This window comes from Mucilaginibacter sp. UYNi724, from assembly GCF_054057495.1.
This window is the reverse complement of sequence record NZ_JBSRZI010000001.1, coordinates 262,675-280,490: the sequence shown is the minus strand read 5'-3', so window position 1 is coordinate 280,490 and position 17,816 is coordinate 262,675. Positions and strand designations below refer to the sequence as shown.

The 17,816-nt window shown below is 42.8% G+C and carries 16 protein-coding genes; 11 read left to right on the top strand and 5 right to left on the bottom strand.

Going from position 1 to position 17,816, the window contains the following annotated elements:
- Positions 1–23: 23 nt before the first annotated feature.
- Genes ACVW0P_RS01190 through ACVW0P_RS01175 form a run of 4 tightly spaced genes read left to right on the top strand, consistent with a single transcriptional unit; the run spans position 24 to position 2,751 of the window.
- Positions 24–839, top strand: coding sequence for a DCC1-like thiol-disulfide oxidoreductase family protein (locus tag ACVW0P_RS01190; RefSeq protein ID WP_457130456.1), 816 nt, complete (start codon positions 24–26; stop codon positions 837–839).
- Between the two features lie 12 nt (positions 840–851).
- A complete protein-coding gene (locus tag ACVW0P_RS01185) occupies positions 852–1,778 on the top strand; it encodes a TIGR01777 family oxidoreductase (RefSeq protein WP_457130455.1) in 927 nt (308 codons plus the stop codon).
- Positions 1,779–1,791: 13 nt separating this feature from the next.
- Positions 1,792–2,295, top strand: coding sequence for a hypothetical protein (locus ACVW0P_RS01180; protein WP_457130454.1), 504 nt, complete (start codon positions 1,792–1,794; stop codon positions 2,293–2,295).
- A 54-nt stretch (positions 2,296–2,349) separates the two neighbouring features.
- Positions 2,350–2,751, top strand: coding sequence for a GlcG/HbpS family heme-binding protein (locus tag ACVW0P_RS01175; RefSeq protein WP_457130453.1), 402 nt, complete (start codon positions 2,350–2,352; stop codon positions 2,749–2,751).
- Positions 2,752–2,855: 104 nt separating this feature from the next.
- Here the strand turns inward: ACVW0P_RS01175 and ACVW0P_RS01170 are convergent, their stop codons facing one another.
- Positions 2,856–5,183 carry a DPP IV N-terminal domain-containing protein gene (locus tag ACVW0P_RS01170; RefSeq protein ID WP_457130452.1) on the bottom strand — a complete coding sequence of 776 codons (2,328 nt, stop codon included), beginning with the start codon at positions 5,181–5,183 and terminating at the stop codon, positions 2,856–2,858.
- 126 nt (positions 5,184–5,309) lie between these two features.
- Entirely contained in the window at positions 5,310–5,876 is a 567-nt protein-coding gene (locus ACVW0P_RS01165; protein ID WP_457130451.1) for a Crp/Fnr family transcriptional regulator, read from the bottom strand.
- 139 nt (positions 5,877–6,015) lie between these two features.
- On the opposite strand from ACVW0P_RS01165, the gene ACVW0P_RS01160 reads away from it, so the two are divergent.
- Together ACVW0P_RS01160 and ACVW0P_RS01155 are read left to right on the top strand one after the other, a co-directional pair.
- A complete protein-coding gene (locus tag ACVW0P_RS01160) occupies positions 6,016–6,225 on the top strand; it encodes a hypothetical protein (protein ID WP_457130450.1) in 210 nt (69 codons plus the stop codon).
- Positions 6,165–6,791 carry a type 1 glutamine amidotransferase domain-containing protein gene (locus ACVW0P_RS01155; protein WP_457130718.1) on the top strand — a complete coding sequence of 209 codons (627 nt, stop codon included), beginning with the start codon at positions 6,165–6,167 and terminating at the stop codon, positions 6,789–6,791. The genes ACVW0P_RS01160 and ACVW0P_RS01155 overlap by 61 nt, the downstream gene beginning before the upstream one ends.
- Positions 6,792–6,864: 73 nt before the next feature.
- Here the strand turns inward: ACVW0P_RS01155 and ACVW0P_RS01150 are convergent, their stop codons facing one another.
- Both ACVW0P_RS01150 and ACVW0P_RS01145 read right to left on the bottom strand, forming a co-directional pair.
- A complete protein-coding gene (locus ACVW0P_RS01150) occupies positions 6,865–8,391 on the bottom strand; it encodes a choice-of-anchor I family protein (protein WP_457130449.1) in 1,527 nt (508 codons plus the stop codon).
- 200 nt (positions 8,392–8,591) lie between these two features.
- Complete coding sequence (locus ACVW0P_RS01145) at positions 8,592–9,365, bottom strand: NUDIX hydrolase (RefSeq protein WP_457130448.1); 774 nt, start codon at positions 9,363–9,365, stop codon at positions 8,592–8,594.
- A 136-nt stretch (positions 9,366–9,501) separates the two neighbouring features.
- Here ACVW0P_RS01145 and ACVW0P_RS01140 point away from each other — a divergent pair, with 136 nt between their 5' ends.
- The 5 genes from ACVW0P_RS01140 (at position 9,502) to ACVW0P_RS01120 (ending at position 15,988) form a co-directional block, all read left to right on the top strand.
- The gene (locus ACVW0P_RS01140; RefSeq protein ID WP_457130447.1) at positions 9,502–9,876 is read left to right on the top strand and encodes a hypothetical protein; all 375 of its coding nucleotides are present in this window, start codon (positions 9,502–9,504) and stop codon (positions 9,874–9,876) included.
- A 21-nt stretch (positions 9,877–9,897) separates the two neighbouring features.
- Complete coding sequence (locus ACVW0P_RS01135) at positions 9,898–12,246, top strand: glycoside hydrolase family 3 C-terminal domain-containing protein (RefSeq protein ID WP_457130446.1); 2,349 nt, start codon at positions 9,898–9,900, stop codon at positions 12,244–12,246.
- Positions 12,247–12,410: 164 nt separating this feature from the next.
- The gene (locus ACVW0P_RS01130; protein WP_457130445.1) at positions 12,411–13,298 is read left to right on the top strand and encodes a dienelactone hydrolase family protein; all 888 of its coding nucleotides are present in this window, start codon (positions 12,411–12,413) and stop codon (positions 13,296–13,298) included.
- A gap of 15 nt (positions 13,299–13,313) precedes the next feature.
- Positions 13,314–13,727, top strand: coding sequence for an aminotransferase class V-fold PLP-dependent enzyme (locus tag ACVW0P_RS01125; RefSeq protein WP_457130717.1), 414 nt, complete (start codon positions 13,314–13,316; stop codon positions 13,725–13,727).
- A 197-nt stretch (positions 13,728–13,924) separates the two neighbouring features.
- Positions 13,925–15,988: a beta-L-arabinofuranosidase domain-containing protein gene (locus ACVW0P_RS01120; protein WP_457130444.1), complete on the top strand. Its 2,064-nt coding sequence runs from the start codon at positions 13,925–13,927 to the stop codon at positions 15,986–15,988.
- Between the two features lie 408 nt (positions 15,989–16,396).
- Here ACVW0P_RS01120 and ACVW0P_RS01115 read toward each other — a convergent pair whose 3' ends face one another.
- Positions 16,397–17,740 carry a sugar transferase gene (locus tag ACVW0P_RS01115; RefSeq protein WP_457130443.1) on the bottom strand — a complete coding sequence of 448 codons (1,344 nt, stop codon included), beginning with the start codon at positions 17,738–17,740 and terminating at the stop codon, positions 16,397–16,399.
- Between the last annotated feature and the right edge of the window lie 76 nt (positions 17,741–17,816).

Genomic DNA, 17,816 nt, shown 5'->3' with positions numbered 1-17,816 from the left:
CTGAAAATATAAATAATACCATAATGAAAACCCTTGCCAATTACACCATACTTTACGATGCGGAATGCCCCATGTGCAAACTTTATACAAACGCTTTTATACAAACCGGCATGCTTGATAAAGATGGCCGCGAAGCTTACCAGCAGCTAACACCGGATGCTTGCCCACTGGTTGATAGGCAACGGGCTGCAAATGAGATCGCACTGGTAAACCGCCAAACCGGCGAGGTTACTTACGGGATAAAAAGCCTGTTCAAAATTATTGGCAATGCTGCACCGGTTTTTAAACCGCTCTTTAATATCAGTCCGTTTGTGTGGATAATGAGCAAGGTTTACGCCTTTATTTCATACAACCGCCGTGTAATTATCCCAACCGTTGGTGATGAGGCAGATGTACAACCTACCTTTAAATTGAAATATCGCGTAGCTTACCTCATATTTACCTGGGCAGTTACCTCATACATCCTAACTATTTACGCGGGCCTGCTGCAAGGCATTATGCCGGTTGGTAATTTATACCGTGAGGCTTTGATTTGCGGTGGGCAGGTGCTGTTTCAGGGTATCATTATTAGCATTGTGGCTCTCAATAAGAAATGGGAATACCTGGGCAACATGATGACCATCTCTTTTGCAGGCGGGTTGCTGTTGCTGGTGATGTTACTTGTAGCTAAAATAATTGGCGCACACCCGTTTATTTACGCTGCGTACTTTATGATGGTAGCCGGGCTGATGTTTTTAGAACACATCCGCAGGAGCAAACTACTTAACATTGGATGGGCGTTGACTATCACTTGGGCAATCTATCGAGCGGCTATCCTGGCGGTTATTTTATTCCTTTAATTATACACGATCATGAAATACCAAAAAATAATATTAGCGGGTGGTAGTGGCCAGTTAGGCAAAGCCCTTGCCGAGCATTATAAGTACGATACCGAACAGATCATTATTTTGAGCAGGCGGCCCCAGCCGGACAAAGGGAATATTAAAACTTTGGTGTGGGATGGCCGAACCATGGGCAGATGGGTAACAGAACTGGAAGGTGCCGATATGCTGATAAACCTTTGCGGTAAAAATGTGAATTGCCGGTACACGCAAAAGAATAAAGAGGAGATCATTATTTCAAGGGTAGAGCCTACGACTTTGTTGGGCAAGGTTGTGGACGGACTGATAAACCCGCCAAAGCTTTGGATAAACGCGGCATCTGCAACCATATACCGCCACGCAGAAGACCGCCCGCAGAATGAGGCGACCGGCGAAATTGGTTATGGTTTTTCTATCGAAGTTTGCAAGATTTGGGAGAAAACCTTTTTCGACCAGCAAACGCCAAGCACCCGCAAAGTAGCCTTGCGTATTGGCATAGTGCTTGGTCGTAACGACGGCGCTTTACCACGGCTGGTAAACCTGGTTAAAACGGGTATGGGTGGCCGACAGGGCAACGGGCAGCAGTATGTATCATGGGTGCACGAGCAAGACGTGGTAAAAACTACCAAATGGCTGATGCAGCACCCCGAAATTGATGGTGTAGTAAACTGCACAGCACCTGAACCCGTTAAAAATACCGAACTGATGAAAAAACTGCGGCATGCTATTGGCATCCCGTTCGGTTTACCTGCACCGGCCTGGCTGTTGGAAATGGGCGCAGCAGTAATAGGTACCGAGACTGAGTTGATCCTGAAAAGCCGCTGGGTGTTACCCAAACGTTTGGTGGATGCCGGCTTCCAATTCCAGTTTGCCAAAGTGGAGCATGCCCTTAAAGATATCCTAAGTATTCGTTTTTAATTATTCCTAAAACATGAAACCTACACAAGCACAGTTAACAACAAAAGCCCGACGTTGGATCATCTTCCTAATCGTCGGCTTGGTATTAAGCGGCATAACCGCGTTCCCGATAGAGAGCGAACTGGCCATTGCAATGAACAACCTTGCTGCCTTTTCACCCAAAATGCAGCATTGGCTAACCACTATTTACACAGCGATAAAAACCACTAATGCCCAATACCCCTATTTAAGTTACGGTACCGACTGGCTTGCCTTTGCCCACATCATTATCGCGCTGGTATTCATAGGCCCAATGCGCGATCCGGCACGTAATATCTGGGTGCTGCAGTTTGGGATGATCGCTTGCGTGCTCATCTTTCCACTGGCATTTATCGCCGGCGCCATCAGGCATATTCCGCTGTTTTGGCAACTGATAGATTGCTCCTTTGGAGTGATAGGAATTATACCTTTGTATATTGCTTACCGGTATGCCCGGAAACTGGAAGATATTCAAATCACAACACAAACGGTCAAATAATTTAAACATAGTTCGGTAGCTGCTGTTCTAATTACTCAACTAATCAAAATTATCATGAGTGTTACATTAGAACAGGCAGAACAATTGTCTAAAGCTGCTAAAGAAAAAGCAACTGCGATTGGCGTACCTATGAACATAGCAATTGTAGACGAAGGTGCAAACCTGGTAGCTTTTCACCGTATGGATAACGCGTGGTTGGGGTCGATAGATATTGCCATTAAAAAAGCTAAAACCGCAAGATTTTTTGACATGAACTCGGGAGAGATAGGTAAACTATCGCAACCGGGCGGCCCTCTTTACAACATCGAACACTCAAACGGCGGGCTAATCAGCTTCCCGGGTGGTGTGGTTTTAAAGGATGGCAGCGGTAAAGTTATTGGTGCAATCGGCGTATCCGGTGGTTCGGTAGACCAGGATCATGAAGTAGCATCAGCAGGTGCCGGTGCTTTACAATAGTCGTCTACAAAACTTCTTGAGGTCAGTTTAATTAAAACTTTGCCCAAAAAAAGCCCCGGCAATAATTATTGCCGGGGCTTTACTATTAGTACTTGTCGCGGATTTTAGCGTTTAGTTGTTTTAGGTCCAAGCACATAATCGTAGGGTGGCTCGGCACCTAACAGGTTTTTTACAAAATAATCCCATCGGCGGCGCATCATGTAATAGGAGTATTGGCCGTAACCATGCGCGCTGTTGGGGAATATCACCAGGTCGAAGCTTTTGTTGGCTTTCTCCAATGCTTCGGCAACCAATAAGGTGTTGTATGGCGGTACGTTGTTATCCATCATACCATGTGCAAGCATTAGTTTACCTTTTAAATTTTTAGCGAGGTTTTGGTTCGCCTGCGCATCGTAGTTAGAGTTTTCTACCAACCCGTTGTAGCGTTCGCCCCAATCATCCTCATAGTTGCGGTTTTCGTGGTTGCCGGATTCTGAGATACCAACCTTAAAGAAATCGGGGTATTTAAACATCGCGTTAGCAGTAGCAAAACCACCACCCGAGTGGCCCCAAATGCCCACTTTCGCTGTATCGATAGGGTATTTTGCAGCTAATTGTTTAATGCCCGTGATCTGGTCTGGCAGCGTATTATCACCCATGTTGCCATAGTTCATATCATGGAAACTTTTTGAACGCAGCGGGTTGCTGGTGCCTTCTATCAATACCACAATAAAGCCCAGTTCGGCAAGTGCCTGGTGGTCGCCACGAGATGCGGAGAACGACCAGCTGCCAACGCTACCACCCTGCGGGCCCGGATAGATATAATCTATAACAGGATATTTTTTACCTGCATCCATTTTGGTTGGTGTAAACACCAAACCGTAAATATCTGTAGTGCCGTCATGTGCCTTTAGCTTAACAGGAGTTGGGGCTTTCCAACCGGTGGCGGCAAGCCTCGATACATCTGCTCTTTCTAAAGTAGCTAAAAGGCTGCCTTTCATATCGCGAAGCACGGTAACAGTCGGTACATCTGGCTGTGAGTAGCTGTCTACAAAATATTTATCATCGGGAGAGAAGCTAACACTGTGGTTGCCATCCTCGGGCGTTAAAAGCGTTAAGCCTTTTCCGTTGAACCCTATTTTATAAAAATGAGAAAAGTATGGGTTGCCCGGCTCGCGGCCGCCCGCAACAAAGTATAGGGTGCGGGTTTTCTCATCAACCTTAAGCAGTTTGGTAACAACAAAATCGCCTTTGGTGATCTGGTTCTTAAGTTTGCCGGTTGTGGCATCGTAAAGATACAGGTGCCCCCAATTATCACGCTCCGAAAACCATATGATCTCTTTAGATGCAGCAAGATAACGCCAGTTGATAGCGCCCCAGCCAGATTCGTATTGTGTTTTTACGGTTTCTTCAAATACCTCACGCACCGCGCCGGTAGTAGCGTTAGCGATGCGGAATTTCTCATTCTTGTGATCGCGTGAGGTTGATACGAATGCAAACTCGCTGCCGTCGGCTTTCCAGTCGGCATCATCAAAACTGCCGCTGCTGGCAATATCATCGCTTAGTGTTGCACGATGCGGATCAGGCGCGATGTTAAAGCGCACCACTTTTGGGTTATCAATATCAATAATAACACGTTGTATAGTAACAATGTCCTTATCGCCCGGCAGTGGGTATTTCCATGCCATCAAAGTTGGTTTGCCTACGTTGGTGGTAACCAGGTACATATCGCTTACCTTACGCTGGTCTTGCTGAAAGGTTGCCACTCTTTTAGAATCCGGCGACCATGAAACAATCGGCCTGTCGCTCATGGTCCAGCCCGCGTTATCGGTAGCATAACCAAAATCTTTTACGCCATCTGTAGTCAGTTGGGTTTGTTTGCCGCTGGCAACATCACGCACCCAAAGATTGTAATCTTTTATAAAAACAGCTTTGCTGCGGTCTGGCGACATTACTTCGTTGCCACCACCACGTGCCGCACGGCCGGTTAAGGCAGCGGTTTTACCCGCAATAGCTTTTGAGGTATCGGCACTTACCTGGTTGCTTACCGGGTTATAAGCCCATTTTTTAGCATCCGCAGAAAATAATACCGATTTGCCATCGGCAGAATAGCCAATGCTTTGGAATGGCAATTTGTTTGCATCATAAGTTTTGCCTGATGCAGTTGATAAAGCGGAGGCAAGTTTTTGCGGGTCGAAAGCCGAGGTACGTGTTTTTTTAATTGGGTCTACCAGGACATATTCGCTGCCCTGCGCGGTTGATACGCGATACCAGAATTTATCGCCGGAGAGCCAGTTAGGGAAAACGTTTGCCCTATCAACCAAGCCGGATGTGTTGTAGCTTAAAAAGCTTTCGGCACGCTCATAATCTTTAGCGGTTATTGGAGCGGTTTGCTGCGCGCCGGCTGTTAATGCCATCGCGAAAGCAGATACCGTAAGTAAGTATTTATTCATTTTTGAAGTCAGTTTGTAAAACAAACCAAGGTAAGGCAAATTCTTAAATTATGCGATAGCTATATAGTATAATGTATGTTACAGAGAGGGCAGCATTTTATAACTGGTAATAATTGTTGATCGGGCCTAAAAAGGAGATAGGCGACTCAAAGTTTCGCGCGATACACCGAGATAAGAGGCTATCATGGCTTTTGGGATGCGTTGAAAAAGAGAGGGGTATTGCGCAAAAAGTTGCTTGTAACGGGTTTCGGCATCGTTACTTAATAGGGAGAGGATGCGGTGCTGTAAAGCCACGTAACCACCGGTTGCTTTTATCCTGAAAAAATGCTCCATTTTATGGCTTTCGGCGCAAAGTTTATTTTTATTTTGGATAGTGATGGTTAATAGTTCGGTGTCTTCAATGCAATCAATATCAAAAGCTGATGGTGTTTGGCTGTTGAGGGCCTTATAGTCAGACACCCACCAGTTTTCCATTGCAAACTGCAGTATGTGTACTTTGCCTTGCTCGTTTATAAACGATGATTTAACAAGGCCGCTTAATACGAAGTAATCAAGCGTTACCAAATCTCCGGCTTGTACAATGTACTGGTGCTTTTTAAGCTTTTTGATTTTAAAAAAAGATAAAACGTGGTCAAACTCAGCATCGGTAAGCGTTATTATTTCTTCGATATGATGTCTGAATGCCTGGCTCATTTAATTGGTATAAATACCCCTGCAAATTAAGTATAATCTGCCATTGCCCCAATATTGATGTGATATACATCACATTTTATTAGTGACTTACTTCCTTGTAGTGGGTAGCCAAAAGCAACACCTTTGCACAATAAGAGTTATGAAAATTTTATCCAATATTTTACTGGCAATGCTGTCGCTTATTGATGTGGCGGCTTACGGCCAACAAACAAAAACTACCATGAATACTCCAAAAAAAGTACTAATTGTTGTTACCTCTTTTGATGAGGTAAAAAGTGTGGGCAAAAAATCGGCCTTTGGCTGGAAGAATTTTCTACCCCGTATTATTTATTTACAGGTAAAGGTATAGCGGTTACCATTGCATCGCCAAGGGGTGGCAAATCGCCAATTGACCCTAAAAGTTTATTGCCTGATTACATTACCCCATCTGCAAAACGTTTCCTGGATGATAAAGAAGCGCAGGAAAGCTTAAACAATACGGTTGAACTAACATCTGTAAACGCTAACGATTACGATGCTATATTTTACCCGGGTGGCCACGGCCCAATGTGGGACCTGCCCGAAAACAAAAAGTCGATTGAACTGATAGAAACCTTTTATAACACCGGCAAACCTGTTGCCATGGTGTGCCATGCGCCCGCGGTACTTAAAAATGTTAAAGCTAAAAATGGTGATCTGCTGATAAAAGGTAAAACTGTTGCCGGCTTTACCAATACCGAAGAAGCAGCAGGCCAATCTGAAGATATGGTGCCCTTTTTATTAGAAGATATGTTGATAAGCAACGGTGGCAATTATAAAAAAGGCGAAGACTGGAAAGGATTTATGGTGAACGACGGCTTGCTGATAACCGGCCAAAACCCGGCTTCGGCAGAATTAGTTGGCGAGAAAATTGTTGAATTGCTAAAAGTTAAATAAGCTTGATTAACAATTAAGAAGGGCCGGTTTATAATATAAACCGGCCCTTCTTAATTGTTGGCTGAAGTATTAATTAAAGGGTATTAGGTGTGTAAACTTTTATAACACCATCATTTTCGCTGCTTACAACCAAAAGGCTTTTTTTGGTAGGGCTGTTTTTTGCAGGGATGATCAATACACCTTCGGGTGCATCACCGCATTTTAGCAGTTGTAAAAACGAGGGTTTGGTTGGGTCGGTAACATCATAAACGGCAACTGCATCGGCACGTTCCATACCTACAAATGCTATGCTTTTATGGCCAATTTTTCCAATTGTGATACCCTCCGGCTCAACCGATTTATCGTCGCTACGGCCATCATCATAAGCATTTGCTGCAATGGTTTTTGTATCAAGTTCGTTCTTGCTGTCAAATACTTGTTTACCATCAAGCCCGTTCCACACACTGAACGAACGTGCGCCTAATGAATACAATGCGTCAAAGTCGCCATCGCCATCGGTATCACCCAGGGTGGTTGTAATATTTAAACGGCCAAGTTGCGCGTCTTTTTTCAGGTCGGCACCGTTAGGGAACAATACGGCATCAAGCTTAATATCTTTAATACGTTTTATCTCGCTAAACCCTGCGTACTCTCTTGCATCGCCTTCATTAGCGGTAAATAAGTAGGGTATTCCACCTTGCTCTAAAATAGCGATACCATCGGGCATGTAAATACCTTTTACCGGCCATTTTGCGGCAGCTATTTTATCATCTTTATCGCTTGGGTCTATTTCGGTACCGGCTACGTTATAATCTTTAAAGCCCAGCGGGAATATGTTGGTTATGGTTTTGGTAGTGATATCAATTTTAGCTATACCGTTGTTTTCCTGCAGCGTAACCCAGGCGGTTTTAGAGTCGGCAGATATGGTGATGTACTCAGGTTCGATGTCTTTTGCAAAATCGTTACCCAAACCAAATATCCTGAAACCTTTAGCCACTAAATCGGCCTTTTGGCCTACAAAAGATGAAAAATCTATTGTGGTAACGGCATAATCATTAGCTACCGATATAATAGATACCGTACCTACAGGGTCATTAGTATAAGCGTCATTTGGTTCACCTTCATTAGCGGTTAATATAAATTTACCGTCGGGCGAGTAGGTGATCATATCCGGCAATGCACCAACGTTTATCACTTTTACCTGGCTAAGGTCATCCGTTTTAAAAACAGCGACCTTGCCGTTTGCCTGTTTATCGGTAGCCTCAATAGCCGCGGCTAATTTACCACCAGATACAGCTACGCTGTTAACCGCACCGCCATAGGGTGCCACACTTATAGAGTTAATGACAGACATGTACAGCGGGTCTTTAAAGTCAATCACGTCAATTTTATTAACAACGCCATTATTAACCACAAAAAGGCGGTTGGTAGCCGGGTCGAAGGCGCTGATCTCGGCTGCTCCTACGTCGCCAATATCAAGAGAGCCTATTTCTTTAAAGGTGGCAGGATCTTCATTTACAAAAAATTCGGGTTCAACCGGGTCTGGTGTGGTGCTGATCTTGTCTTTTTTACAACTAAATAAAAAAAGGCACAGGAATGCCGATAGTAAGTAATGCTTCATAGTATTTGTTTTGTTTGAACCGCAAAACTACCTGTACAAGGTTAATACAACTTACGGCCTGTGTTAAAGATATGTTAACACACCTATGTTAAAAAAAAGGAAAGCCAACGCATGATTTATACGTTGGCCTTTAATATTTATAACGTGTTCTATTACTGCACCTGTTTTTACTCCCCTAAAAATTATTTATTTTTAAAAGCTTAAAACGCCAGCGTAACGCCGCTTTTAAGCCCCTCGTCATATTTCTCTTTATCAAATTTATATAGGAATGGCGAACGATGGGCGCCTATCTTTTTGGTTTCTTTTAATTTGATAATGATACCGGTAGCCATTAAACGTTTAGCAAAATTGCGGTCATCAAGCGGTTTGCCTAATATGGTTTCATACAAGTTATGGATTTCGGGAAGGGTAAATTTCTGCGGAAGCAACTCATAACCTATCGGGTAATGCGCAATGTGCAGGCGCAGGGCACGCAAAGCCTCGTTAATAATATGCTGATGATCAAACATCATAACGGGCAGTTCGTTTACTGGCCACCACCTGCAATCTACTTCATGCTCATCTTTTTTGGTAGCCACCAATGAAAACTCAGTTAACGTATAAAAGCCAACCGACACAAAGTAATCAAACGCGAAAAAATCGTTAGGAACTTTAGTGCCCAAGAGTTCGCTTAATCGCTTTCCATTAAAATCACTGTCGTTTGCCCTATCCGGGCTGCCAAATGCTCCAAACTGCTGGAAGTAGAGGTTATCTAACCCTGTCCTGGTAAGAGCTATCCTGTTGGCGGCTTGTTCAATGGTTTCAGTCCTTTTGATGTAACCCCCGGTAACTGTCCATTTAGATGATGTGAAAGGTTGCTGCAACAATACCTTCAGTTCTTTATCGTGATAGCCAAAGATCACGTTATCAACCGAAACGTTGCGCAGATATTGTTCAGCGTCTTTAGTAAGGTCCTCAAATTTTAGTGCTTCCATTGTTATTACAAAGCTAAATAAAATCCATTACGTAAAAAGTACGGAATAAATTTGATTTGTAAATTTTGTTATCTACATTTAATCCGTCATTTCTACGGAATGTAACCAGCCAATTCTTAACCTTTAATAAACCAGTATGAAAAAGATCGTTTTAATTTTTGCGGTATTTGCCTGTATGTGCTTATCTATAAGTGCAAAAGCGCAATCAACAACCGACTACTTTGCCGGGAAATGGAAGATAACCATTTTAGGCACCCCCAATGGCGATGCCACCATGAACTTTTTGTTTGAACGGAAAGATGGTAAACTAACCGGTAGCATGCGCGACTCTACCGACAAGGAAATCTCTAAAATTACGCAAATTGATGAAAAGGAGAAAACGATAACCGCTTACTTCAATGCACAGGGTTACGATGTAAACCTATTGTTGGAGCCCATTGACGCCGACCGCGTAAAAGGTAGCCTGATGGGCATGTTTGAAGCCAAAGGCGAACGCGTAAAAACCAAATAGATCATCATAAAATATAAACCAATGTCGACTATACCCCTTCGTAAAGCATTGCTTTGCGCATTCGTACTTTATGGCGTATCAGCCCAGGCGCAAAAAGCACCGCAGTTAGGTAAAAGCCCTATACAACAAATTATTAACGCCATGACGCTTGAGGAAAAAGCAAAACTGGTAGTAGGTAATGGTTTCAGTATGCCGGGTGCAGGCCCCACAATTGGCCAAACGCAAGACAAAGTGTCAGGTGCAGCCGGTACAACCTATGCTATACCACGCCTTGGCATCCCTTCTATCGTCGTATCAGACGGCCCAGCAGGTGTACGTATCGATAGCGTGCGTAAAGGCAACCCCGGTAAAACCTATTATGCAACCGCATGGCCGGTTGGTACTTTACTGGCCTCGAGCTGGGATACCGCCCTTGTTAGAAAAGTGGGCGCAGCTTTTGGGCACGAGGTAAAAGAATATGGTATTGATGTATTATTGGGACCTGCCTTAAACATCCACCGTAACCCACTTGGCGGCCGTAACTTCGAATACTTTTCTGAAGACCCGTTAGTGGCGGGTACAATGGCTGCAGCAATGGTAAACGGGATCGAGTCTAACGGTGTGGGCACCTCTATTAAACACTTCGCGGTAAACAACCAGGAAACAAACCGTAACACAGTTAACGCTATTGTAAGCGAGCGGGCGTTAAGGGAGATTTACCTTAAAGGATTTGAGATTGCAGTGAAAAGATCACAACCGTGGACAGTGATGAGCTCTTATAACCTGCTTAACGGTACCTATACATCAGAAAGCCACGACTTGCTATCAACCATCCTTAGAAAAGAATGGGGCTTTAAAGGATCTGTAATGACAGATTGGTTTGGCGGTAAAAACGCGGTCGCCCAGATGAACGCCGGTAACGACCTGCTTATGCCGGGCGGCAAAGCCCAAACGCAAGCCATAATGGATGCAGTAAAAAGCGGCAAGTTATCTGTTGCGGTACTTGATAAAAACGTAAGCAGGTTGTTATCGTTAGTGTTAATGTCGCCAACGTTTAAAGGCTACAAACACTCCGATAAACCCGACCTTAAAAAAGACGCCCTTATTGCAAGGGCTGCAGCTGCAGAAAGCATGGTGTTATTGAAGAACGATGCACAATCGTTACCGCTTAAATTAGCCACGCACAACGTAGCTTTATATGGCATAAATGGTTACGAAATGATTGCCGGTGGTACCGGCAGCGGCGATGTAAATAAAGCATACAAAATTTCGTTGAAGCAGGGCTTAGCCAAGGCAGGCTATGCAGTGGATAAGGATATAGAAACAGTGTATACTGATTATTTAACCGATTATGCTAAAAAGAACCCTAAAAAAGGCTTTTTCCAGGAGTTTATGAACCCGACGCCGGCTGCGCCCGAATATGCGATGGATAAGGATATGATGGCTAAGAAAGCCGCAGTAACTGATATCGCGATCTTAGCAATTGGCAGGAATGCGGGTGAGGGCCGCGACCGTAAAACTGAGAATGATTACGAATTATCCGGCGCGGAAAAAGATATGTTAAAAGACCTTATTGAGGCCTATCATGCGCAGCATAAAAAAGTTATTGTAGTACTTAACATAGGCGGGGTGATAGATATACAGCCTGTTAAAAAGTATGCTGATGCCATATTACTTGTATGGCAGCCGGGATTAGAAGGCGGCAATGCGATTACCGATGTACTAACGGGTAAAGTTAACCCATCGGGCAAGTTAGCAACTACTTTCCCAGCCAATTATAAGGATGAGCCAAGCGCTAAAAACTTCCCGGGTAAGGAGTTTCCTGAAAAGGCAACAACCGGGATGATGGGCATGAAAGCCATCCCTGCCGAGGTAACTTACGAAGAAGGGATTTATGTGGGATACCGTTATTATAACACGTTTAAAAAGGCTACTGCTTATGAGTTTGGTTACGGATTATCTTACACAGGGTTTGCTTACAGCAACCTTAGTCTAAGCAACCCAACTTTTACGGGTAAAATTACGGTTAGCGTAAAGGTTACCAATACAGGCAAAGTTGCCGGTAAAGAGGTAGCACAACTGTATTTAAATGCCCCGGCAAAAAGCATGGATAAACCCGCAGAAGAACTTAAAGGCTTTGCCAAAACTGCTTTACTACAGCCGGGCGCTTCGCAGGTGTTAATGTTCAGTATCAATGCCAAAGATCTTGCTTCGTTTAACACAAAGCAATCGGCATGGGTTGCTGAGGCGGGTACTTATAATGTAAAGATCGGAGCATCGAGCGACGATATTAAGCTGCAAAAGATATTTAAACTGGCTAAGGATATCACGGTACAAAAAGTGAATAAAGCATTAGTGCCACAAATAGCTATAGACGAGCTTAAAAATTAACAGCTAATATATTTAGTACTAAAGGCCTGCGTACTACGAGTATGCAGGCCTTTGCGTTTAGGTGGATATTTAATGAATAGCAAACCATCTGTGTAGCAACGGTGTTACTTGATTGGATAGCAAGCCATTGCCGCTATTATTAAAATTGACAAAAGCCTTTTATTATGAGCCAGATCAACAAAGAAGATATTAAGCAGGAAGTGTTTGACTTGTATGATGATTATGCGCACAACCGCGTAGATCGCCGGATATTTTTAGAGAAACTGTCACTTTATGCGGTTGGTGGATTAACCGTTAATGCCCTCATGAGTTTCCTGATGCCCGATTATAAAAATAACATACAGGTAAAGGTTGACGATCCCCGTTTAGATTCGGGGTATATCAACTACGCTTCGCCAAAAGGCGGTGGCAGTATAAAAGGGTTGCTATCAAAGCCTAAAGGTGCAAAAGGCAAATTGGGTGGTGTGATAGTAGTCCACGAGAACCGCGGCTTAAACCCATATATCGAAGATGTGGGCAGGCGTGCTGCTGTTGCAGGTTTTATTTCGCTGGCGCCGGATGCGCTTACCCCGCTTGGCGGCTACCCCGGTAACGACGATGCAGGGCGCGATTTACAAAGCAAACGCGACCCAAAACAAATGCAGGAGGACTTTATAGCCGCTTATGAATACCTTAAAAATCATACGGACTGCAACGGCAAAATTGGTGTTGTAGGCTTTTGTTATGGCGGCGGCATAGCCAATATGATGGCCGTGCGTATCCCGGAATTAGCTGCTGCAGTACCTTTTTACGGTGCACAGCCCGAGGCTGCCGATGTACCCAAAATTAAAGCCCCGCTAATGTTGCACTATGCATCGCTTGATACAAGGATAATCGGGGGCTGGCCCGCATACGAAGCCACCCTAAAAGAGAATGGTAAAAAATATCAGGCTTTTATTTACGAAAACGTAAACCATGGGTTCCATAACGATACCACACCACGGTATGATAAAATCGCTGCCAAACTGGCTTGGAAACGTACAATAGATTTTTTCAGCGAGAATTTGAAATAAGCTATTCGGATCTAAATAGAAATCCCCCTTAATGATATTTTAATAATAAATATAAAGTCTATAGGACTTGCTTACCGCGATATCGATGATCACCAGGTTTATATCCAAAAACTTAAAAACAGAATGATAGCGAAATTGCAGGAACAAATAGCCGATGTACAGGTTAACGGTAATTCGGCCATTGCAGATAAAAGCCTTTACACCGTGCTAAGCGCGAGCCTACCTGTTAGCCATGCAACCGGCGACTTGCTGGCCTACCTCAACCAAAACAGTATTTCGGTATCAGGCGGAAGTGCGTGCTCAACAGGTTCGGCTTCGCATGTTTTAAAAGCAATTGGTGCCGATGTTTGCAGAAACACCGTCAGGTTCTCATTTAGCAAATACAATACGGCGAATCATATCAGTGTGCCTAATAATTACGTTATTTAACCCTTCAAATCAGTTATGATTTTTAGACCGTAAACAAATTACATCGTCAAAACATTAACTTTACGATATGCGAAAATTTAAGGCGAGGCGACTGGCTTTATGACTTACGACCCAAATTTATAACCATACCTATAGAAAAATTACTTCAGGAACGCGTAAATTGTATAAATTAGAGTTAGTAAAATAAAAGCGGCCGAATGAATCACTTAAACACTATTGGTAAAATTTTTAGTTTATCGTTAATACTAAGCTGGGCAGGTATGGAAACGTCCCCGGCTCAAGCTGTTAGGGTTGCCGTGCTTAATAAAATAAATAATAGCACCTTAAACGCTAATTATGTAAGCAACCGTGCACCATTGCAAAAGGCATATTTTATTAAGTTGCCTGTAGGTAGCATACAAGCCGGAGGCTGGCTAAAAAAAGCGCTTGAATTACAGCGCGACGGGCTTACCGGCAACTTGGGCGAAATAAGTATCTGGCTGTCTAAAAACAATAATGCCTGGCTCAATAAAGAGGGCAAAGGAGAATATGGCTGGGAAGAATTGCCATACTGGCTTAAAGGTTACGCCAACATTGGCTACATGCTGGGCGATAAAAAAATCATTGCCGAAGCTAAATTTTGGATAGACGCCGTATTAAGTAATCAGCGCGACAATGGCGATTTTGGCCCCGCCGTTGAACATGATGGTAACCGCGACCTGTGGACCAATATGCCGATGCTTTGGTGCCTGCAATCGTATTACGAGTACAGTAAAGACCCTCGCGTTGTCCCTTTTATGACCAGGTATTTTAAATTCCAGTTGTCGTTGCCTGATAATAAATTGTTGCAGGATTACTGGGAAAACAGCCGCGGCGGTGATAATATTGCCAGCGTTTACTGGCTTTACAACCGTACGGGAGATAAGTTTCTGCTGGACTTAGCTACCAAGCTCGATAAAAATACCGCTAACTGGCGCCAAGCCAACAACCTGCCCAACTGGCACAATGTAAATGTTGCACAATGTTTTAGGGAGCCAGCTACTTTTTACCTGCAAAGCCACAAACCGCAAGATCTTGCGGCATCATATAACGATTTTAAGCTGATCCGTAATGTATATGGGCAGGTGCCGGGCGGCATGTTTGGTGCGGATGAGAATGCCCGCAAAGGCTACGATGACCCCCGCCAGGCCGTTGAAACTTGCGGTATGGTTGAGCAAATGACATCAGACCAAATGCTGCTGGGTATTACAGGCGATAGTTTTTGGGCGGCAAATTGTGAGGATGTGGCTTTCAATACATTCTCGGCAGCCTTTATGCCCGACTATAGATCGTTGCGATATTTAACAGCGCCAAACATGGTGGTAAGTGATGGTAAAAACCATAACCCGGGTATTGATAACAGCGGTCCGTTTTTAATGATGAACCCTTTTAGCAGCCGTTGCTGCCAGCACAACCATGCTGCAGGTTGGGTTTATTATGCAGAAAACAGCTGGATGGCCACACCCGATAATGGCTTGGCGGCCCAACTTTATACTCAGGGGCAGGTAAACGCAAAAGTTGGCGATGGCACAGCTGTAACTATTACCGAAACTACCCGTTACCCTTTTAGAGACGAGGTGAACTTTACGGTAAATACGGCCAAAGCCGTAACCTTCCCTATGTATTTACGCGTGCCTCAATGGTGTAAAGGAGCATCAGTTAAAGTGAATGGCTTGGCTGTAAAAGTGAGCAACGTAAAAGGCGATTATATACGCCTGGCGAAAACCTGGAAAAACGGCGATAAAGTAACCCTACATTTACCAATGCAAATTGAAGTGCGCCAATGGGTTAAAAATAAAAATAGTATTAGCGTAAACTACGGCCCGTTAACATACTCACTAAAGATCGACGAGAAATACATTAAAGAGGATAGCAAAAAAACAGCTATTGGCGATTCGCGCTGGCAGGCTGGTGCCGATCCTGAAAAATGGCCTTCGTACGAGATCCACCCGGTATCAGCATGGAACTACGGGTTGGTAATTGATGAGCAGCACCCCCAAAAGTCATTCAAAGTTATAGAACAGGAATGGCCTAAAGACAATAACCCATTCACCAACACTGGCGCGCCAATACGCCTTGTAGCCACAGGTAAAAAAATCCCGGAGTGGACCGTTGACCAGTATGGTTTATGCAGCGTATTGCCTCAAAGCCCTTTTAAAAATACCGAACCTTTAACACGGTTAACGTTAGTGCCTATGGGCGGCGCAAGGCTAAGAATTTCGGCCTTTCCGGTAGCCGAATAGTTGTCAGGCTCTAACACGTTTAAGGAACCTTTTATTGATGGTGTAAATGTTTTTGATTAAAGGCTTCTTTTTTGCTACGCCTATTAATTAATTTGAAAGTAAGTTACGAGAGCTTTTAACATCTATAACCATTTTAGGCGGTTTGCTTTTAGTGGATGATGCTTTAACGATAGGCCTACACTTATTCTCATTTTCAGTAGATCCCAGCTATTTGAATAACGGCCAGCTACTTGCTAACCCTTTGGGGTTATTACAAATAATACGTTATTGGTTACCGTTGGGCTAAGATGTTTATTTAGAAATATCTATTACGACTTTTAATTATATAAAGTAGCTGTTTCGGCACACAAAAAAGGGTGTAATTAATAATTACACCCTTTTCAATTTTTAATAAATTATTATACTAATTTATTTCCCCTTTAACTGGGTCATAACTTTTATGGTTTTAAATATCAAACGCATTTCATTATTAAAATTAATATTATTTAGGTATAACAGATCATACCGTACACGATTACACATTTGGTCAACATTTTCAGCGTATCCGTAATTAACCTGCCCCATTGAGGTTAACCCTGGTTTAAGGCGCAATAATTTCTTGTAGTTTGGAGACCTTTGCATAAGCTGATCGATAAAAAACTGGCGTTCTGGCCTTGGCCCAACAACAGACATATCACCCTTTAACACATTCCAAAACTGTGGCAATTCATCTAATCTGGATTTTCTGATCATACGTCCCCATTTAGTGATTCGTGGATCATAATCACTTGAAAGTTGTGGTCCAAGTTTTTCCGAATCTATAAACATGCTTCTAAATTTATAAATTTTAAAAGGCTTATTATTTTTACCAATTCTCTCCTGTGCGTAAAAGGCCGGGCCTTTTGAAGTTAACTTGGTCGCCAACATTAATAAAATAAAAACAGGCATACCAGGAATCATCACAGCTAACGAGAAGACAACATCAAAACATCTTTTAAACACAAGGATATTAAAACTAAGTTCGACGTTGTTAGATAATTGTATAACCGGGAAATTGCCGTAATTGATTATTGTTGGATTGGCACTTTCAAGCATCAGGTCTGGTATAAACTTTACTTTAATTAAGTTTTGATCTCCAAAATCAACAAGATTTTTTAAAAAGATCCGATCCATTGATTTGTAGCATATAAATACCTCATTAACATCCGTGCTAATAATCTGTTCAAATAATTCCTGTTGAGTTAAAAGTGAAAGTTCCTCTTCAGAAATATTTTTCGTAAAACTGTACCCGTACTCGGGATGTTTTTTGAATGAATTTCTTACTCTGGTAGCGATGTCGTTATTACCAAGGACTAAAATGAATTTGTTGTTAAACCCTTTTTTACGGATATAGTCCAGAATTTCAAAAATCAGTGAACGTTGGATAATTATTAATATAAAAAACAACAAATAAGTAGCAACCATTTGTAGCCTGCTCACCTCAAAAATTTTAAAGAAATAAACTACTCCTAATACAAGAACAAGATGGTAAACAACTGTTTTCAAAAAATAGTTAAGATTCTGGCTTAATACTAATGGCCTGTTAATCGTGTAGTTTCTTGTTAATGAGGCTATAGAAATCCAGGTCAAATTAACCAATAAATAAAATTCGCTTGTCTCTATCTCTGCTGAATAGTATTTTAGAACCAGCAAGCTGGATATAGATAAAGAAATATTTAATATTAAAAGATCACATAAAAATGTAAGGGGCTTAAGCAATTTCGAGTAGCGCATTTTGAGGGGGTAAAATTTTTGCAAATATAAGTTTCTTAAAATGACTTTAAATTAAAAAGTACGATACTTATTTAAG